This window comes from Nostoc sp. (genome assembly GCF_036917415.1).
In the GTDB taxonomy this organism is placed as follows: domain Bacteria; phylum Cyanobacteriota; class Cyanobacteriia; order Cyanobacteriales; family Nostocaceae; genus Nostoc.
Genome location: NZ_JBALDJ010000117.1, coordinates 79,060 through 98,541, shown reverse-complemented (window position 1 = coordinate 98,541; position 19,482 = coordinate 79,060). Strand labels below are relative to the sequence as shown.

The following is a 19,482-nucleotide window of genomic DNA, read 5'->3' as shown; positions in this document are numbered from 1 at the left end:
TCGCTGTTTTTGCTCTGCCGATCCAAAGATATGCGGAATTACTACGCCTAAATGGTGGTAAGAAAAGACGTGAGCAATGGAACTATCAACCTTAGCAAACTCGCGGCTAATTTGCAGAACGGTAATCCAGCTTTGCCCTAAACCACCGTATTCTTTGGGTACGATCAGTTTCAGTAAGTTACTTTGGCGCAAGCGATCGCGTTCGTGCTTTGGCGTTCCCCCTTTAGCATCCCGCTCGACAGCAGTTTGGGCAAATTCCTCTGCTAAAGACTTAGCTAGATCGAGATATTTTTGAGACTCTTTCGTTTCGATTAATTGCATACCTTACCACTTCTCCTACTAACTTTATTGTGAGAAGTAACTATAATTTTCTCTGAAACTTTTTAATTTAAAATAATTTTATAAACCTATTTTGCTATAAACATAGTATTACATATACTAAGTAACAAAGCAAGCTAAAATAAAATAAGTTTTGCTAAATTATCTAAGTTGTTAATGCAACATAAAAAATATTTTATCGAGAATAAAGCCGATTCATAATTTGAAATATTTTTTCTACTCTACTTGTCTTTAGAGAAGATATATGCAATATTATTAATTTAAAGACAAAAAACTACTTAAACTTGATATTTATATAGGAGTTTGTGGTTGATTGCCAATATAATCTGATTATTCTGTAAAAAGATTGTGATTTTACAGATAGATATTCTCTTGGAAAATAGATTAGCTTGTGCAAGAAATCTATTTATGTGATAACAAGTTTTTTCTACACTGAAATATGCAGATACAAGTAGCATAAATTAACTGAAACATCTGGTTATATCTCGAAGTGTAGCAATCTTAGTTAAAAATTTCGAGTGTTAAATTAATTCAACATTATCAGGGCTAGTCATGATTTTTTAGCTTGACAAGTCACTGAAATGCGTGATGGCTTTCACTAAATTTTTCAAACAAAAAAAATATGAGGAGTGGTAGAAATGTTCAATCGTTCATTTAATAATTTATTCATAGAATCGATGGTTTTGGGGGCTACTTTGCTAACCAGTACATCAGCCCATGCTGAAGACAAGAATTTAGTGGCTAAGACTGAGACTCAAACAAATATACCAATTGCGATCGCGCAGCCCACTGCAAGCATAGCCAATTTTAGAAACAATTCTTCGGTAACAACCATAACACAAACGCCTAAAATTCCTGCAATCAATACTGATGCAATTGTCCAACAGACAAATAGTATGTCTCAGGTAACATCTGTATCTCAGTTTTCAGATGTACAACCAACTGATTGGGCGTTTCTTGCACTCCAGTCTTTAGTTGAGCGTTATGGATGTATTGCAGGGTATCCAAATAGTACTTATCGGGGAAACCGCGCCATCACTCGTTATGAATTTGCAGCAGGCTTAAATGCTTGTTTATCTCGGATCAACGAGCTAATTGCAACAGCTACATCTGACTTAGTTACCAAACAAGACTTAACTACCCTACAAAGATATTGTCAAAGAAGAACAAACTGGCGGCGGCGGCAATAATTGCTGTTTGTCCCCACAAGCCAACAGGTGTATCAGTGAGAATTGCTTTTGCAGAGATGATTTTCCAAATTTCTCAAGTTATGTAAACTAGCGCTAAAAGCACTACTAAATTCACTGTTCCTCGTCCAAATCGGGTAGAGGAAAAGCGAGAACCTGGATAGCCGTTGAGGGAAAAACCTAAATGCCACCACCAGACGAAGCATATCGTAATGTAAGTCAACTTTGTTCCCACATTCAGCTGAATAACTTGACCAAAGATGAGTTCAAAAATATAGCTAATGACAGCAATTACAGCAATAAGAAGGCGTTACCAAAGCGCTTACCTTGTAGAACCAAATCAAAGAAGAACTTCTTCTGCTCATTTGTACCATCTAACCGCACTGCTTCCACCATGTAGAGGTGGTTTTGGGGAATTTGACCGAGGCTAGAATCAGCTTCGGAGATGATTTTAATTACTTCTGCTAGAGTGGCATTTGATACAAAAGCACCGCCATACTCTTTTGGGACTGTAATTCCCCACAATCCACGTTGGGAATCCAGTAGGCGAACTTAATATCTACCATAATTGTGCGTTTGTAATTGAAATTGCTTGGTTATTTGTCTAAGTTTGCAAGTCAAGCAACAAAATCTAATTTGTCATCATTAACAAATCAGCTAAAACTTGATAGAGCAAAATTTTAGTCAAAATCGAAAGCTTGAGAGTGGTTGCAAACTACTTTGAGTTTACAAGTAGACAAATCTCTGATGGCAACAATATACTATAACTCGACTGTGCTACCGTAGTTTTTTAATGAATCAGACTTTATCACAACAATTTTTCTGATGTCGTGACTCGATATACTTAAATTCCATTTCCATATTCCATTTTGGAATACTGCCCAATTTTCCTGGGTATTTAATTATTTTTTATACCTGCTGGCTATTATCCTGATTCAGTCAGAACAATTAGGAATCAGGACTCGACAGAGTATCGATACTATTCCAGATCGTGATAAATATAGGACTTACGCAAAATATCTCTCAAACTCTGATTTCTTCGTGCCGCGCCAGTTGCTACAAGTCGGGGAACCCGCCCAACGCACTGGCTTCTCTGTGCCTCTGCGGTTCGTTATTCCGTAACTTGTGCGTAAGTCCTAAAATAAATGCTTCTCATCTGGTATCTGCCAATACGGTTCGGTTAACGTGTTTATTCCTCGAAGATCCCCCCAACCCACGCCAGTTGCTTCTCCCAAGGGGAGACGCTGCGCGAACAAGTCGGCAGAGCCGCCCAACGCACTGGCTCCCCTAAAAAAGGGGGGCTTTTTCTTCTAATACATTCCCGAACATTACTTAAATGCAGTTCACGAGCCTAACTATAATGTCGCTGACGCTTGGATTACAGCAGCTTTAGCAAGTTTGAACACCAAGAATATCAAGATTGTTGCGGCTGTACAACCTGGTTTTAAACTGCCTGCGGTAGTTGCCAAGCTGAGTGCAAACATTCAAAATCAACTTAGTAACGGCAGATTTGCTCTCAGTAATATTGCAGGTTGGTGGAAATTAGAAGTAGAAAGCTATGGAGATATCTGGCTACCTCACAGTGATCGCTACGCACGATTAGCAGAGTACATTGATGTAATCAAGGGGCTGTGGACAGTCGAAGGGTTTAATTATGTTGGCAAATACTACACTATTAAGGGTGGTATTCTCGCAGATCAGCCTACACCAACACCACCCATTTTCATTGCTGGTGAATCAGATCGGGCGATTGATCTAGCGGCTCGTCTGGGAGATTATTTATTTATCAATGCTGATGAACCAGAAAAAACGGCAGCATTGGTGCAGAAAGTGAAACGATTGGCTAGCGATCGCTACGGTCGTCAGATTAAAGTAGCAATGAGTGCCTTTGCGATCGTTGGCGAACATACAGCCCAAGCCGAAGCTAGATTAGAAGCAATTTATCGTTCTGCCGATTGGCAGCAAATCGAGTACTTTCAAGAGCAAATCGATCCTAACGTAGTTCCCCACAACAAACTAGATATCAGTCAAACCATTGAAGCCAATCTCGGTTTATCTGCTCAACTGGTTGGCGATCGCTATACCGTTATTAACCGCCTGAAAGAATACGAAGCCGTTGGCGTTGACTTAATAGTACTGAAATTTGAATCTATGTTGGAAGACACTATTCGCTTCCACAAACTAGTTATTTCCGAATATAGACAGCAGAGTAGCTTAATTACCTTGTAATTAAAAATCTTGCCTTACCTAGCATGAATAAGATTAAACTCGAAGACATTACCCTAAATCACCTCAAAATCTTAAAAGCAGTAGATGTCAATGAATATGGAATTTATCTTCATGTTTCTCGTTTCAGTGAATTGTTAATATCCGCAGAGAGTTTGGTGAGAAGTTTTAGACTAGATTCGGATAACTTAGAAAGTTTGCCCAACATAAATCTATTTTTGGGTAGCTGTTCTCCCAAAGAAGAAAATGTTCTTAGAATAGGTATTCAGAGAGATTCCATAGGACAGTTTATTGCTGGATATGGAACTAAGCATATTTCGGATTTACAGAGAACATCATCACTTGAACAGGCTATTTTCAAAAATATTGAAATTAATCGAGATTTCGAGTTACAAATTATGCCCTTTGCTTCTGGGGAGCAAATGAACCGACAGATGAAACGGGGAGAACTAGATATTTGTATTTTAGATGATATTTCTCTATTGAATAATGGTAGCCAATTCTTTGATAATTTAAGTTTTGGTTCTAAATTAATTGGGATTGCTTCGTATAATCTTTTGGGTCAAGATATAAATATTGTTCTGCATAAAGATTCTTCTATAAAGACTATACAGGATCTAAAAGGTAAACGAATTTCTACTTTATTTGGTTCAAATGCCCATAGGTTCATCATTACTCTTTTTGACCTCTATGATATGGATGTCAGTAAAGATTGCAGATTAGTGAATGAAGATCCTCGTAAAGCAAGTAAGAGTTTGGCAAATAAAACTATAGATGCTTACGTATGTTGTCAGACTTTTGCCTCGATTTTAAAAGCTTATGCTTTTGTCAGAAAGCTGCCTCTATCTCAAACAATTAGTTTAAGAATTCCATCAATCAGAGGAATTGTTTGTCGCTCGCAGTTCATTAAAGAAAACCCTAAAATTGTAGTTGCTTATTTACATGATTTAGTGGTTGCTAACTATTGGTTTAATTTATCTCCAATCAAGGCAGCAGATTTATTAACTAAAGTGATTGATGTGAGAACAACTCAAGTAAATCAGTTTTTTAATCCTGTATTTGGAAACCGCATCGATCCGACTCTCAAACCTCAATGGTCTTGGTTGCTGAAAACTTTAAATCGCAGGTTAGAAGGAAAATATGGTATTTCACTATTTGATGTAGATTTCTGGATAGATGATTATTTTTTAAGACTTGTCTATAATTTGCTGAATCTAGATTATCACTTTCATCAAGTTTCTTTTGCAAGTGAATTTTCTAGTAGCTATTTTGTTGAGGAACAGTTTAGCCGACACATAAAAGTTCTGTAATGATTCAGGTCGGAGGTAGTTATACCAATTAAAAATTAAAAATTAAAAATTCAGAAAACTAAATTTTATTTATATTTCTAGGTTTGTATCTGTCACATTCTTTTTTTAAATTGGTATTAACTCCTTCAATCATAATTGAGGGGCAATCTCCCCATGCTTACTTTCACGAATCAAAAGCAGTCACAAGGCTATTGCCCCTAAATATTTTGAGCTTCGATCGCTCTTTCGCCAGAAACACCTATGAATTATTCTTCATCAGGCTATCTGAACTTATGACTCCACACACCATACTCCGCAATCTCAACACGATTACTCAGCAGTGACGAGTTCAGTACTACCGCGTGTACGACGCCGTGTGAGGCTATTATACAGCATTACACCGATCGCCTTGATCAAATTACCTTCCAATTCCTGGAACAGCTTCATGTTCGTGCCAAAGGCGGCATTAGCTTCATCAACGATGCGATCGGTTGCCGCCTCGTCAAGGGGTAATTCATCCAAAATTTGCCGATATTTGGCTTTGAATGCCTTCTCATCAGTAATTTCTGGAAACTCATAAAAGGCTGTTCCTTGTCCATCAGACAAATTCATCGCTGTTACAGCAATATTTTTAAGAATTTGTCCCCCGGATAAGTCACCTAAGTAACGAGTATATGAATGGGCGATTAACAATTCTGGTTCTGTAGCAGATATTTCTCGGATGCGCTGTACATAAGCTTCACCCGCCGGAGATAGTTTGATTTGCTCTTTCCAGTTTGCACCAAAGTAATAACTCAGGTCTTGTTCTAGGCTATGCTTGCGATTTAACTGAGGAAAGTTAATTTTAGAAACTATTGGGTGCTGGCGGTGCTTTTCCATTTCCTCTTCCATCGCTGAGTAGACGAAGTAGAAGTTAGCAACTAGTTTCCGGTAAGAGTTTTTTTCTACTACTCCTTTTAAAAAGCACTTGACAAAACCTACATTTTCTGCCATTGTGTGGGCTTTCTTAGTGCCTACACGTAATTTGGTTGCTAAATTGCTGCTCATGCTAAATTTCTCAACTTTAAAAAGTTAACTGCCGGAGTTTTGATTCACTAACGGCTAAAAAAGCCATTAAAACGTTACCTTAAAACTATTTGATGAGAATTTATATTAAAATTTTTTAAGCTGCGATGAATTTGTAGTTTTTTACACAGCAACAAGGCTAAGAAAACAGAACTTTACGTTTCAGTATTTCGATTTTTTGTTGTTTTTAGCTAAATCTTGCTTTCATTCTCAGCTTTGCTGAAAAATTTTTGTGATAAAACTAGAGTAATATTTATTACATACTTTTTGGTTCGTATGATTGCAAAGTGCCAACTAATACAGATAAAAATCAAAACTAAAGTTGAGGGCATAAAAGGAATAATTGGCTAAGATGTGGAGACTTTACTAATAACGTAAAAACCAATACTAATTTTATCAAAGATTTACACTCAAAGAAAGATAAATTCAGTATTATTACGTAAAGATAGCTTGATCTAGAATGATTTTCTAAAGAGAAAAAGCATGTCGAAATTGCTGAATAAAGTCTTAAGTGCTATTTTTCAATGTTATTGTGTGGAGTGTTTAAAAATATGGTTTCATCTATAACTCGGACATCGGGCATTTCTGGGGGTTCTACTTCCGAAGTTGAGGGATTGGGCAAAGGGATTGAGAGCAGTTTTGGGCTGAATTTAATCCCACTACCAGCAAATCCCTTATTTGGCACAGATGGGATTCGCGGACGAGTCGGAGAATTACTGAGTGCGCCCCTAGCATTGCAAGTTGGTTTTTGGACGGGGATTGTTTTACGTAATCATGCTACTCAAGTAGGGCCAGTCATTCTCGGACAGGACTCTAGAAACTCCAGCGATATGCTGGCAATGGCTTTGAGTGCAGGTTTAACAGCAGCGGGGTTAGAGGTTTGGTATTTGGGATTATGTCCCACTCCTTGCGTTGCCTATCTCACCAGCGTTACTGATGCCATCGGCGGAGTGATGATTTCTGCCAGCCACAATCCCCCAGAAGATAATGGGATTAAGATTTTTGGTGCTGATGGTGGGAAGTTACCGCAAATATTGCAGGCAGAAATAGAAGCCGGACTGCGTGGCAAGATATCACCTATTACTAGAGTCAGTAATTACGGACGGCATTACTCACGTTTCGAGTTAGTGGGGCATTATAGCTCGGCGTTGAAAAAACCCTTGAACAGTGCCCTAAATCTTCAGGGAATGAAGATTGTTTTAGACCTGGCGTGGGGAGCAGCAGTTGGGTTAGCACCATTAGTATTTACACAAATGGGAGCAGAGGTAATCTGTTTGCATAACGAAGCAGATGGCGATCGCATTAATGTTAACTGCGGTTCCACGCACCTAGACATTCTTGCAGCAACGGTACAAGAACACAACGCCGATATCGGCTTTGGCTTCGATGGCGATGCCGATCGCGTCTTAGCAGTAGACAATACAGGCAGGCAAGTTAACGGCGATTACATTCTCTACCTGTGGGGACGACACTTACAACAAAACCAACAATTACCAGACAACCTGATTGTATCTACAGTCATGGCCAACTTAGGCTTTGAGAAAGCTTGGCAGCAAATTGGTGGTAATTTAATTCGTACCGCAGTTGGCGACCAATACGTGCAAGCCGAAATGTTGCGGACTGGGGGAATGCTAGGTGGCGAACAATCAGGTCATATTCTTTGCCGTCATTATGCCGTGACTGGAGATGGCTTGTTAACAGCATTACACATAGCAGCTTTGGTGAAAGAGGCGGGTGTTTCCCTAGCAGAATTAGTAGATCAAAGCTTCCAGACCTATCCGCAATTGTTGCGGAACGTGCGAGTCGTCGATCGCGATCGCCGTTTGGGATGGCAAGATTGCCAACCTGTACAACAAGCGATCGCTCTTGCTGAAGCTGCAATGGGCGATTCTGGCAGAATTTTAGTTCGCGCCTCTGGCACAGAACCAGTCATCAGAGTAATGGTGGAAGCCGCCAATGCCGAACTCGCCAACTACTGGACAAATGAACTAGTTTCGCAAGTCCAGCAGCATCTGATGGACTAAATTAGCTAATATCTCATCTGAAAAAAAACGCCAAGTTTAATCACAGCTTCTACCAATTAACCACCCTTAGTTATGTGTAGAAGCTGTGACATTTTGATTACTTATTAAACCCGAATAACCCAATAGAGTTCGGTTAAGGTTTTTTGATGAAATTTCTAGACTGCTAAAGATGCGATAAATCGCCGTCAAGACGAAACGACTGATTATTGTAGAGACGGCGATTCATCGCGTCTCTTGCCTTAACCGAACAGTACTAAGGCTCAATCTCTATTGGAGGCGGAGCCTCCAATAGGCATTTCCAGTCTCTGACTGGGAACAAGACGCCTCTCATAGAGATGGCAGTTCGATAAATTAAGCTTTTTGGCGATTTTTGCCTAAGTTCTGTGAGGGAATCACAACTAATTATGCAGACATGATATGACATTTAATCTTAGCGTAAGTCTTAACGTGTTATTATTTGCTTCAAGATTCCTAGCTGTTTGTTCTGATAAAATACAGTGCTTATTTTTGTTATCCCACTCAAAAGTGCACAAGTTTCCAATTCCTGGGAGCGTGTTACACAATTATTTGAAAGATGCATTAAATCAGTTTGCAATCAAACCTCACCTAACTTTCATGTTATTGTTGTTTGTCACGAAAAGCCCAGAATAGAATTCACTCATCCTCATATTACATACATTACAGTTGATTTTTCCCATCCAAACGAGCCTACCCCTGAAGCCAAAGGAGACACAGATAAAGGGCGTAAAATCTTAAAAGGATTGATTTATGCTCGTCAATTTTCTCCCACTCACACTATGACAGTTGATGCTGATGATTGTGTTAGTCAAAACTTAGCCAAATTTATTCAACAACACCCTGATTCTAATGGATGGTTTATAAATAAAGGTTATAAATATCAGGAAGGCAGTAATTACATATATATCAAGAGAAGCAATTTTTATAAAATGTGCGGTACTTGTAATATTCTTCGATATGATTTGAATGATTTGCCAGAAACCGCAGAATATAATCGTGGCTACGGATACTATAGATATTATATAGACCACGCTAAAGTCAGAGATATTTTAAAGAACAAAGGAAAATCTATTAAATCATTACCATTTAAAGGTGCGGTTTATATTTTGGGAACAGGAGAAAATCTTTTTGAAAATTCAAAAAGATTAAGATTTAGCTTTTTTAATCGGAAATTATTAAATCAATCACTTAGAGATGAATTTGGATTATACAATTTACAGCAATCCAAAGAGATTTATCAACTATCGGAATCGTAAATTGTTTTTGAAAAAATCTAATACTGTTTCTTTAGGAAGCTGCAATATATTTTTACCCCCCGGCTAACGCCGTCCCCCCGATGCCTTGGGGGGACTACAGGGGGGTTCATAAGGCGCATCTTCATACAGAGTTGGTATAAGTAGTCTTGTAGGGTGTGTTAGCGAAGCGTAATACCGATTCTGTATGAAGATGCGCTAAACCATAAGTACAAGAAAGAAAAACGAACCGCATTCGCGTTAGCGTCTCCCCTTGGGAGAAGGACGCATTCGCGTAGCGTCTCGTTAGAGAAGGACACAAAGAAAGAAGTTAAAATTTGGCGCAGCCTCACAAAGAAATGGTATAACGCACCAAAAGCTTGGAATTGTGCCATAGTTTCTGCGCTAACACACCTACGTGTCAAAATCAAATATTAGTCCTATATAATGGAGTATTTTGCAAGGCTGATAGGCTACAGTGCCACTATGCCAAAATTCAAATCAAAATCTCAGCAATCTAAAAAATCGAAAAAGCAGGCTAAAAAGGAAACTTCTACCCTTAGCCTCAAAGAACAGTTAGCCCAAAAGCGCAAATCTGCCCAAGTACGTAAGGAACTCACTAGCTTACTCACCACCGCCACTTTTGGCGGTGTCTTCGTTGGCATTCTACTTTTTTTCGTAGCTGGAATTAAAGCAGCAGTCCCTGGCGTGTTAGGGATAATAGTCATGTCCCTTTCCTACAAATATCCGCGCCAAGCTCTATATGCCTTCATCATTTACATACCTTTGGGAGGTACTGTCACTTACTACTTGGGCAATAGTCCCATACTCCAATTAGCTAAAGATGCCTTTTACGTTCCAGCGCTAATTGGACTTTGGCAGACTTGCCGTATACAGGGGCTACCTATAATTATTCCCAAAGGCATTAAAATCCCACTTTATATTGTTTTGGCTTGCAGTCTGCTAACACTGTTGTTTGTCAATGGTGCACAGCAATTTAACCCGCCTAGTGCGGGACTATTAGAAAAAGCACCCCAAGAAATACCATTAGGTATGGGAATTCTGGGACTAAAAGTATTTTTAGGCTATGTCCCCCTGATTGGTTGTGCCTACTATCTAATTCGCGATAAGCGGGATTTTCTATTTTTATTGCGCCTCCAGATTGTCCTCACACTGATTTGCTGCGCGCTGGGATTTATTCAATATTTCTTACTACTAACTGGTGTATGTCAAGGCACTAGAGGTCTTGAAGGAGATGCCTTATTTAGAGCAACACTCGAAGCTCGGTGTTATTTTGGTGGAGCGCTAGTATATAGTCCCGAAGAAGGGATTATTCGCCTACCAGGGACATTTGTAGCTCCTTGGCAGTGGGCATGGTTCTTAATTTCTAGCACCTTTTTTACCTTTGCCACCGGCTTCAACGATCCCTCTCCAATATGGCGGATAATCGGTTTAGCTTCTTTAGTGGGAGTCTTTATCGATGCTGTAATCTCTGGACAGAGAATCGCCTTAGCTTTAGTACCAATCTGCTTCGGGATTTTGCTATTACTCACCGGACAACTTGGCAACCTGAAACGATTTATCCCCATAGGCGTGGGACTTGCCTTCATTCTGGGAATTGCGATGGTGGCTAACCCTGCTGTCGTACAAGAGAGAACCGAAAGTTTTGCCAGTCGTTGGAACGCTTCACCACCTCAAGATTTTATCATCCAGCAATTTGAAGAAAATTGGAAAAACGTAGAGGGGCCATTGGGAAGCGGCTTAGGACGAGCAACAAACTCTGCCCGTGTGATGGGTCAAACTAAGCTTGTAGAAACCTACTACCCCAAAGTACTTTATGAAGTGGGAATTTTTGGATTATTAGCGTTTCTGGGTTTGGTAACAAGTTTAACAATTCTTGGCTTTAAAACCTATCGCTCCATAAAGAACCGTAATTTCCGCAGTTCCGGAGCAGCTTTATGGGTGTTTATATTGTTTATTAGTTACAACACTTACTACTATCCTCTGGATGTCGATCCTGTTGCTGCCTATTATTGGTTTTTTGCGGGAGTTCTTTTTAAATTACCAGAATTGGAGAAACAAGATAAAGAAGATGCCAGCCCTCAACAAAAAAACAAGAAAAAACGTCTAAAAACAATTTAAATGAAATAAAAATGCCCAAACAATATCATTGGAGGACAAAAATACCTCAGCATTCCAAATCTACCTCGAAATTCTCGTCATAGACTTATTCTTAGATGATACTTATTGATGAGTAAGCAATTTCGTAGTCAGGGAGAGGAATGAAAGCGAGGTTTTCCAGAAACCGTGAAAATACAGTGTGTAAATTAAAGCAATAGCCACTTACTGAATTTCATGAAAATTAATTTTTACAAGGCTATTATAGAAGTAGTAAAATCATTTAATAATAATTATGAATAATTGGCCATTAGTTACTGTAGTTATCGCGACCTACGGACGAGAAGAAGCGCTACGCGATAGCATTGTGGATGTCTTAAAACAGGACTATCCAAATTTTGAAGTTTTAATTGTAGACCAAACTCCAAAACACCAACCAGAAATTCAAGCCTACCTAGAAGAGATGGCAAAGGCAGGTAAAATTAAATGGTTGCGCTTAGATTGGGCAAGTTTGCCAGGAGCGCGGAATTATGCTGTGCGGCGGTCATCTGGTGAAATAATATTGTTTATTGATGATGATGTTCAGTTAACCCCTGGATTGTTAGCAGCCCATGCGAAAAATTATGTGCAAAACCCAGAGGTGGGGGCTGTAGCCGGTCGAGTCTTTGACAAAATGAAATTAGGTGATTCTGGAGGAGATTTACAGATTGAATATCTGCCTCCCGAAGCTATGGACCCAGGAATTGCTTGGTATTATATTGATTTAGTACATACCATTAAACCCCAACAAGTGCTGACAGCAAGGGGTTGTAATATGTCATTTCGCCGCGAAATCTTTACTAAGTATGGATTGAGGTTTGATGAGAGGTTTGGCGGGAGTGCAGTGCGCGAAGAGTCAGATTTTTGTTTGCGCTTGCGACAAACGGGGTATAAGATTTGGTACGACCCAGAAGCCCATTTGGTGCATTTAGGCGAAGAAACAGGGGGTTGTCATGATATTAGTATGCGATCGCTAAAATATCAACTCACCTTTTACCACAACCATTTTTTACTGGGGCTGAAAAACTTGACTGTGACTCAAGCTTTGCGCTTATACGGCCGTTTATTTGACTGTCACGTTCTCGGACGTCCACCTTGTCACAAAAGCGGTTCCCCCATCAAAATTGCCACTCGCGCAATTTTCTACACTTTGGGTTTTTTCAAAGCTTTAGGTACTGTCATCCAATCACTATGGAACGATGGTCAAATTTACAGTCGATTGGATGAACAAGTTTAGTTATTGGGTATGGGGCATTGGGCATTGGGTATTAGTTATTTAAAAAAATGACAAATGACAAATGACAAATAATAAATATCAATGAAAATCTTAGTTGCTAGTCACACTTATATCGTAGACCTCAACTGTGAAAAATTACGCGCTTTATCTCAACTAGAACCTGACATTGAAGTGACAGTTGTAGTCCCAAAGCGTTGGAAACCAGGCGGTGTACAAAACAGAATTATTGAAACTGAATACCGTGATGAAGGCAGATTTAGAATAGTTCCAGTTTCTAATTTTAGTCAAAATCATCAGGGACTCCTTACCTTTGGCACTGATTTGATATCTTTATTAAAACAATTTCGCCCCCAAATCATCCAAGTTGAACAAGGGTCTAGAGGCTTGGCTTATACTCAAATGATTGCCTTAAATCAGCTATTAGGACTCAAGGCAAAAAATGTATTTTTTACCTGGTGGAATCTTCCTTATGAACTGAAACTACCAATTTATTTATTAGAAAAATATAACCTCAACCATAGTCACGGCATTATTTCTGGCAATCAAGATGGAGCAGAAGTTTTGCGACAACGGGGATATAAAGGGGCAATTAAAGTCATGCCACAACTGGGTGTAGATGAAAGTTTATTTACTCCCAAAGCCCAGCCAGAGTTAGCAGCTAAGTTGGGCATTAAAAAAGAGGATTTTGTAGTAGGTTTTGTTGGGCGATTTGTGCAAGAGAAGGGTTTGTTAACGCTTTTGCAAGCATTAGCAACTTTGAAAAATAAACCTTGGAAATTACTGTTATTGGGACGGGGAGAGTTGCAAAGTGAATTAATTAAAATAGCGGCAGAAAAGAATATTAAAGAACGGTTAATTTTGATAGAAAGTGTTCCCCATGATGAGGTTTCAAGCTATATAAATTTAATGAGTACTTTAGTATTACCTTCAGAAACAACTTACAAGTTTAAAACCTTAACTTCTGCTGGCTGGAAAGAGCAATTTGGTCATGTGCTAATTGAAGCGATGGCTTGCCAAGTTCCCGTAATTGGTTCTAATTCAGGTGAAATTCCCTATGTAATTGGTGATGCTGGCTTAGTATTTCCTGAAGGTGATGTTCAAGCTCTTGCTAATTGCTTAGTACAATTAATGGATAAACCATATTTTGCTCATACTCTCGGTGAAATGGGTTATCAAAAAGCAATGATTCAATATACAAATAAAGCTTTGGCTAAACAGCAATTAGAATTTTATCAAGAGTTAGTCATTGGTCATTAGTCATTGGTTATTGGTCATTATTGAATAATATCAAGTCCGGCTAATTAGTTATAATTACCGCGCTATATGCAGAAAACTTTTCTCCTCTGCTGCCCTTATGATTAAGTCTTTAACCAGACATGATATAACAAAGGACAAATGACAAAAAACAAATGACAAAAAAATGAAAATATTACAAATTGTGCCCTCAATTTCTCTAATTTACGGTGGGCCTAGTCAAATGGTACTAGGATTAGCTCCAGCGTTAGTAAAAGAGGGAGTAGAAGTTACAATTCTCACAACTGATAGTAATGGTGATAATGGTCAAACACCTCTGGATGTTCCTTTAAATCGCCCAATTAAACAAAATGGCTATGAAATAATTTATTTTCGTTGTGCCCCATTTCGTCGCTACAAATTTTCCCTAGATTTATTAAACTGGCTAAAACGTCACGCTCACGAGTTTGACATAGCACATATTCATGCTCTATTCTCGCCAATAATTAGTGCTGCTGCTCTTGTGTGTCGTCAGCAAAAACTACCTTATATTTTCCGTCCTTTAGGTACTCTCGATCCGGCTGATTTACAGAAGAAAAAGCAATTAAAACAGCTTTATGTTGCAATTATAGAACGTCAAAATTTAGCTAGTGCCGCAGCAATTCATTTTACTAGCGACCAAGAAGCTAAAATATCAGAACGTTTTGGAGTATCTACACCAGATTTGGTGATTCCCTTGGGTGTGATTCCCCGTCAATCTTCTATTAAAAATGTATGTAGTCAGTTAGAACTACCAAAAGATGTACCCTTGGTGCTATTTATGTCACGAATTGACCCGAAAAAAGGGTTGAATTTGTTGATTCCGGCGCTAGAGAAGCTGTTAGCGGTTGGTTATAAGTTTCATTTTGTCTTAGCTGGTACTAATCCTCAAGATCCAGATTACGAACAAAAGATAATATCCCAAATTCAAAATTCACCATTGCGATCGCACACTACAATTACAGGCTTTGTCACTGGTGAACTCAAAGTTAGTTTACTACAAGCTGCTGATTTATTTGTCTTACCTTCCTACTACGAAAATTTTGGGATTGCTGTAGCTGAAGCGATGGTAGCAGGTGTACCCGTAGTCATTTCTAACCAAGTGCATATTTGTCAACAGATACGTGATAGTGAGTCAGGTTGGGTAGGCGCAACAGATGTTCAAGCACTAGTAGAATTACTACAAGAAGCTTTGCAAAATCCCGCAGAACGCCAACGCCGGGGATTAAATGCCCAAAAATATGCCTTGGAAAATTTTAGCTGGGATGCGATCGCAAGGCAAACAATCCAAGCTTACCAAAAAATTCTGGCAAACAAACTGTAAGTGTCATGGGAGCAATGTGATAGGTTGAAATAGCAAACTGTAAGATCAATCATCTCTTGTGGCTGCTAAAGATCGCTTTCATCAAGTTGTTAAGACATTTCTCACCAAGGATGGGTGGAATGTTACTCACGCTCCATTACAAATAAAGGTGGGCGGTATTGATATGGAGATTGATTTAGGGGCGGAATGGCTACTGGCAGCAGAGCGAGGGGATGAAAAAATTGCGGTTGAAGTCAAAAGTTTTCTGGCTAGCGCATCCCCAATTTACCAGTTTCATACAGCACTTGGTCAGTTCATTAATTACCGAGCGGCTTTGCGTCGTGAAGAACCCGATCGCGTCCTCTATCTAGCTGTGCCTGACTTAACCTATAACAGCTTCTTTCAACTTGATTTTCCCGCCTCCATGCTACAAGAAAATACTGTCAAACTGCTGATATACGATATTCAATTGGAGCAGATTGTACAATGGAAAATCTGACAGATCAATTAATCAACTATCAGCAAACTGTCCAGCAATTATTGATGGATTATGCTCAAAATAAGCCTGCTTATGGTGATATTGAAGTTGAAACTATTTTTGATACTCAGCGAAATCACTATCAAATTATGCATTTGGGTTGGCAACATAAGCGCTGGATTCATCAATGTGTAATGCATCTTGATATTCGGAATGAAAAAATCTGGATTTTCTACAATTCAACTGAACATGATATTGCGGCCGATCTAGTCAGGCTGGGTGTACCAAAACAAGATATTGTGCTGGGCTTCCATCCTCCTTTTATGCGTGAAATGAGTGATTATGGTGTGGGATGAGAGCGTTAGAGAAAGTTTCTCAGTGTTGACAACCTAAAATTTTGTTTCAAACTGCTAAAGTCCGATTGGGAAATCGGGGTTTTATGTCATGATGGCATACTAGAATATATATGCCTTTCTAACTACAGGGAATCTCTCATGACTCTCCGTCTAGGTGACACAGTACCCAACTTTACGCAAGCCTCAACACACGGCGACATCGATTTTTACCAATGGGCGGGTGACAGCTGGGTTGTGCTGTTTTCTCACCCTGCTGATTTTACACCTGTTTGTACAACAGAACTCGGCACAGTTGCCAAGCTCAAACCAGAATTTGACAAGCGCAATGTCAAAGCGATCGCACTCAGCGTTGATGACGTAGAATCCCATAAAGGCTGGGTGGGAGACATTGAAGAAACTCAAAGCACCACTCTTAACTACCCAATTTTGGCAGATGCAGATCGCAAGGTTGCTGACCTTTACGATATGATCCACCCCAATGCTAATGCAGCTGTGACAGTGCGATCGGTCTTCGTGATTGACCCCAATAAAAAACTCCGTCTCTCTTTCACCTATCCTCCCAGCACAGGACGCAACTTTGATGAACTTTTGCGCGTGATTGATTCTCTGCAATTGACTGATAACTACAGCGTGGCGACACCAGCTGACTGGAAAGATGGAGAGGATGTTGTAATTGTCCCCTCACTCAAAGATCCAGAAGTACTAAAACAGAAATTCCCCAAAGGCTACGAGGAAGTTAAACCTTATCTGCGGCTAACTCCTCAGCCTAATAAGTAAATCTGAAAATGATTTCGGATAATCAAGCAAAGGCGCAAAGATATAATTTTGCGTCTTTGTCTTTTCTTTGTCTTTTCTTCGTCTTTTTGCCTGAGAATATAGTCAGTGAGCTAAACATCTAAAGCTGGAGGAAATCCCTATGTTCTCATCTCCTTTGGTTTTGCAAATTCCGTCATCAATGCAAATGACAGACGAACAATTTTTTGAGTTCTGTCAGGTGAATCGTGACTTACGCATTGAGCGCAAAAAGAGTGGAGAATTGGTAATTATGCCTCCTACTGGTTCAGAGACAGGAAATCGAGAAGTTAATATCTCAGGACAGCTATGGGTGTGGTCAGAACAAGATGGTACAGGTATAACTTTTAGCTCTAGTACTGGATTTAAGCTATCAACAGGTGCAGAACGCTCTCCAGATGCTTCCTGGATTAAACTAGAGCGGTGGAATGCTCTTTCAGCAGAACAACAGAAAAGATTTGCACCCATTTGTCCAGATTTTGTAGTCGAACTCAAATCTCCTAGCGACAACCTCCAAACTTTGAAGGAAAAAATGGAGGAATATATGAATGAGCCAGGAATACAGTTAGGCTGGTTGATTGACCGTAAGCAGTGTAAAGTTTATATTTATCGTCCTGAATTACCAGAGGAATGTTTGGATAATCCTGCTACTGTTAGCGGCGAGTTGATATTGCCTGGGTTTATTTTGAATATGAGTAAAATTTGGTAAGAAAATTTTATTTAAATTTAGGCTGGTGACGACGATACAGCAGTTTAAATTGGGAAATTGACCTGACATCAAAGGGTAATTGAATGGTAAAATTGCTACCTTTGCCTAATTGACTCTAAGGTTAAGAGGTTTAGAAGCACAAAAGCAACAAATCATAAAAGCAAATAACGATTCTATATAAACATAACTAAATATTTTTAATCATAAGGAAATTGTTGTCATAAGCCACACTATTTGACTATTCACAAGCAGCGAGGTTAAAAATGTTGACTAGTGTTGAAGGAATATATCGTAATGGTCAAGTGGAATTCACTGAACAACCCACTGATATAGATGAAGGAACGCGAGTAATTGTGACTTTTATGAGGTCGAATGAGATTGACCTAGCTTCTCAGAGAATTAACAAAGCGCAGGCTGAAATTTTGCGATCACATCTAGCAACCTTTGTAGAGGATTGGGATAGCCCGGAAATGAGTATTTATGACAACTATGACGCAGCCAAAACAAACCTTTAAGCGAGGTGATGTTGTTCTGGTACTATTTCCAAATTCTAACCTGACTACTGCCAAAACACGACCTGCTCTGATTGTGCAAGCAGATAATTTGCAGACAGGTTTACCCCAAGTTATCGTTGCTATGATTACCAGCCAGATGTTTCGAGCAGGACATCCTAGCCGTGTCACTATACTGCTAAGTTCACCACAAGGACAACAATCCGGGCTTTTAGCAGATTCAGTAGTAATGGCTGATAACTTGGCAACAATTACACTGTCCACAATTTATCAAGTAATTGGCTCACTACCAACAGCAAATATTGACAGAGCATTAAGAGATACACTTGGATTGCAGTGAGAACTAATAGCAATTTGTTACTTGCCAATTGAGAATGCGCCGCACTTCATTAGGGAAGAGAGATTAAGCAGTAGGGGGTTGCAGGCGAATCTACACAGATACTTAGTACAGCATTTGATTAATTCGTAGCGAATGAAATTTGGCAATGCCAATGCGTCCCTCTGCATTTAAAAACACTACGATTTTATGCAAAACTGTACTTAGGTTCACTTGTTATACCAGGTTTTTCGCCACTGCTGCATTTGCTTAATCTCTGTATTTTGTGCTTTGATAATTTCTTGGGCTAATTGCTTGATTTCAGGGCGCTTAGACTTACTCAAGACATCTTTTGCCATTGTTACAGCCCCTTCGTGGTGAGGAATCATCGCATTGATAAAGCGCAAATCAAATTCAGCATCGGCTGCACCTAAGTCTTGACTCATCATCATAGTTTGCATTTGGTCAGACGACATTTCCATCGTATGACCCATTTGGCTGTTGTAAGCCATTGGTTTATCTCCCGCTTTGGCATACCAAGCTTGTCGCCACTGCTTCATCTGAGTGATTTCTTGGTTTTGCGATTTGATAATATTGTCTGCTAGTTTTTTGATTTCAGGACGTTTTGATTTCACCTGCGCTTCTTTAGCCATTTCCACAGCCCCTTGATGGTGTGGTATCATAGCGTCGATAAATCGTAAATCAAAATTAGCATCGGCTGGGCCTAAATCCATTCCCATGCTGTGATTCATCATCTGCTTGTCATTTGCATTGGTGGCGGTTTCTTTTGGCGCTTGGCTTTGGTTCTGGGAAGCAGTACCACAGCCTGTAATTAACCCACCGCCTGAAGCGATCGCACTAAAGGTTAACGCTAAAAAGCCATTCCTCAAAGATAGCAGTTGCATAAGTCTCACCTCATAGTTTTTTAATTCTATATTTACTTATTAGCTTGGCAGCGAGAAATGAAATT

At 39.4% G+C, this 19,482-nt stretch carries 18 protein-coding genes and 2 pseudogenes; 15 read left to right on the top strand and 5 right to left on the bottom strand.

Going from position 1 to position 19,482, the window contains the following annotated elements; all coding sequences use genetic code 11:
- A pseudogene (locus tag V7K41_RS28840) lies at nt 1-321 on the bottom strand (acyl-CoA dehydrogenase family protein); the annotation flags it as partial.
- A gap of 656 nt (nt 322-977) precedes the next feature.
- Here V7K41_RS28840 and V7K41_RS28835 point away from each other — a divergent pair.
- Nucleotides 978-1,490 (top strand): annotated as a pseudogene (locus V7K41_RS28835) (iron uptake porin); the annotation flags it as partial.
- Between the two features lie 112 nt (nt 1,491-1,602).
- Here V7K41_RS28835 and V7K41_RS28830 read toward each other — a convergent pair.
- Nucleotides 1,603-1,749 carry a hypothetical protein gene (locus tag V7K41_RS28830; RefSeq protein WP_334853803.1) on the bottom strand — a complete coding sequence of 49 codons (147 nt, stop codon included), beginning with the start codon at nt 1,747-1,749 and terminating at the stop codon, nt 1,603-1,605.
- Between the two features lie 68 nt (nt 1,750-1,817).
- Nucleotides 1,818-2,051 carry an acyl-CoA dehydrogenase family protein gene (locus V7K41_RS28825; protein ID WP_334853801.1) on the bottom strand — a complete coding sequence of 78 codons (234 nt, stop codon included), beginning with the start codon at nt 2,049-2,051 and terminating at the stop codon, nt 1,818-1,820.
- A gap of 792 nt (nt 2,052-2,843) precedes the next feature.
- On the opposite strand from V7K41_RS28825, the gene V7K41_RS28820 reads away from it, so the two are divergent.
- Nucleotides 2,844-3,755 carry an LLM class flavin-dependent oxidoreductase gene (locus V7K41_RS28820; RefSeq protein ID WP_334853826.1) on the top strand — a complete coding sequence of 304 codons (912 nt, stop codon included), beginning with the start codon at nt 2,844-2,846 and terminating at the stop codon, nt 3,753-3,755.
- Nucleotides 3,756-3,778: 23 nt separating this feature from the next.
- Nucleotides 3,779-5,062: an ABC transporter substrate-binding protein gene (locus V7K41_RS28815; protein WP_334853799.1), complete on the top strand. Its 1,284-nt coding sequence runs from the start codon at nt 3,779-3,781 to the stop codon at nt 5,060-5,062.
- 309 nt (nt 5,063-5,371) lie between these two features.
- On the opposite strand, the gene V7K41_RS28810 is transcribed toward V7K41_RS28815, so the two are convergent.
- On the bottom strand, nt 5,372-6,088 hold the full coding sequence (locus V7K41_RS28810; protein ID WP_334853797.1) for a biliverdin-producing heme oxygenase: 717 nt from the start codon (nt 6,086-6,088) through the stop codon (nt 5,372-5,374).
- A gap of 569 nt (nt 6,089-6,657) precedes the next feature.
- Here V7K41_RS28810 and glmM point away from each other — a divergent pair.
- The 12 genes from glmM to V7K41_RS28750 all read left to right on the top strand — a co-directional run bounded on the left by glmM (nt 6,658) and on the right by V7K41_RS28750 (nt 18,536).
- On the top strand, nt 6,658-8,130 hold the full coding sequence (glmM, locus tag V7K41_RS28805; protein ID WP_334853796.1) for a phosphoglucosamine mutase: 1,473 nt from the start codon (nt 6,658-6,660) through the stop codon (nt 8,128-8,130).
- Between the two features lie 497 nt (nt 8,131-8,627).
- Complete coding sequence (locus V7K41_RS28800; protein ID WP_334853795.1) at nt 8,628-9,404, top strand: glycosyltransferase family A protein; 777 nt, start codon at nt 8,628-8,630, stop codon at nt 9,402-9,404.
- Between the two features lie 462 nt (nt 9,405-9,866).
- Complete coding sequence (hpsL, locus tag V7K41_RS28795) at nt 9,867-11,522, top strand: hormogonium polysaccharide biosynthesis protein HpsL (RefSeq protein WP_334853793.1); 1,656 nt, start codon at nt 9,867-9,869, stop codon at nt 11,520-11,522.
- Nucleotides 11,523-11,793: 271 nt separating this feature from the next.
- Nucleotides 11,794-12,774, top strand: a complete 981-nt coding sequence (gene hpsN / locus V7K41_RS28790) for a hormogonium polysaccharide biosynthesis glycosyltransferase HpsN (RefSeq protein WP_334853791.1) — start codon at nt 11,794-11,796, stop codon at nt 12,772-12,774.
- An 81-nt stretch (nt 12,775-12,855) separates the two neighbouring features.
- The gene (hpsO, locus tag V7K41_RS28785) at nt 12,856-14,031 is read left to right on the top strand and encodes a hormogonium polysaccharide biosynthesis glycosyltransferase HpsO (protein WP_334853789.1); all 1,176 of its coding nucleotides are present in this window, start codon (nt 12,856-12,858) and stop codon (nt 14,029-14,031) included.
- Between the two features lie 163 nt (nt 14,032-14,194).
- Entirely contained in the window at nt 14,195-15,370 is a 1,176-nt protein-coding gene (gene hpsP / locus V7K41_RS28780) for a hormogonium polysaccharide biosynthesis glycosyltransferase HpsP (protein ID WP_334853788.1), read from the top strand.
- A gap of 58 nt (nt 15,371-15,428) precedes the next feature.
- The gene (locus V7K41_RS28775) at nt 15,429-15,848 is read left to right on the top strand and encodes a XisH family protein (RefSeq protein WP_334853786.1); all 420 of its coding nucleotides are present in this window, start codon (nt 15,429-15,431) and stop codon (nt 15,846-15,848) included.
- Nucleotides 15,836-16,183, top strand: a complete 348-nt coding sequence (locus V7K41_RS28770; protein WP_334853784.1) for a XisI protein — start codon at nt 15,836-15,838, stop codon at nt 16,181-16,183. The genes V7K41_RS28775 and V7K41_RS28770 overlap by 13 nt, the downstream gene beginning before the upstream one ends.
- A gap of 138 nt (nt 16,184-16,321) precedes the next feature.
- Complete coding sequence (locus V7K41_RS28765; protein WP_334853782.1) at nt 16,322-16,960, top strand: peroxiredoxin; 639 nt, start codon at nt 16,322-16,324, stop codon at nt 16,958-16,960.
- A 139-nt stretch (nt 16,961-17,099) separates the two neighbouring features.
- On the top strand, nt 17,100-17,684 hold the full coding sequence (locus V7K41_RS28760; RefSeq protein ID WP_334853781.1) for a Uma2 family endonuclease: 585 nt from the start codon (nt 17,100-17,102) through the stop codon (nt 17,682-17,684).
- Nucleotides 17,685-17,947: 263 nt separating this feature from the next.
- Nucleotides 17,948-18,199, top strand: a complete 252-nt coding sequence (locus V7K41_RS28755) for a hypothetical protein (protein WP_334853779.1) — start codon at nt 17,948-17,950, stop codon at nt 18,197-18,199.
- Nucleotides 18,165-18,536, top strand: a complete 372-nt coding sequence (locus tag V7K41_RS28750) for a type II toxin-antitoxin system PemK/MazF family toxin (protein ID WP_334853778.1) — start codon at nt 18,165-18,167, stop codon at nt 18,534-18,536. Before V7K41_RS28755 ends, V7K41_RS28750 begins: the two co-directional genes overlap by 35 nt.
- 206 nt (nt 18,537-18,742) lie before the next feature.
- On the opposite strand, the gene V7K41_RS28745 is transcribed toward V7K41_RS28750, so the two are convergent.
- Nucleotides 18,743-19,417 (bottom strand): DUF305 domain-containing protein, encoded by a 675-nt coding sequence (locus tag V7K41_RS28745; protein ID WP_334853776.1) that lies wholly within the window; start codon nt 19,415-19,417, stop codon nt 18,743-18,745.
- Between the last annotated feature and the right edge of the window lie 65 nt (nt 19,418-19,482).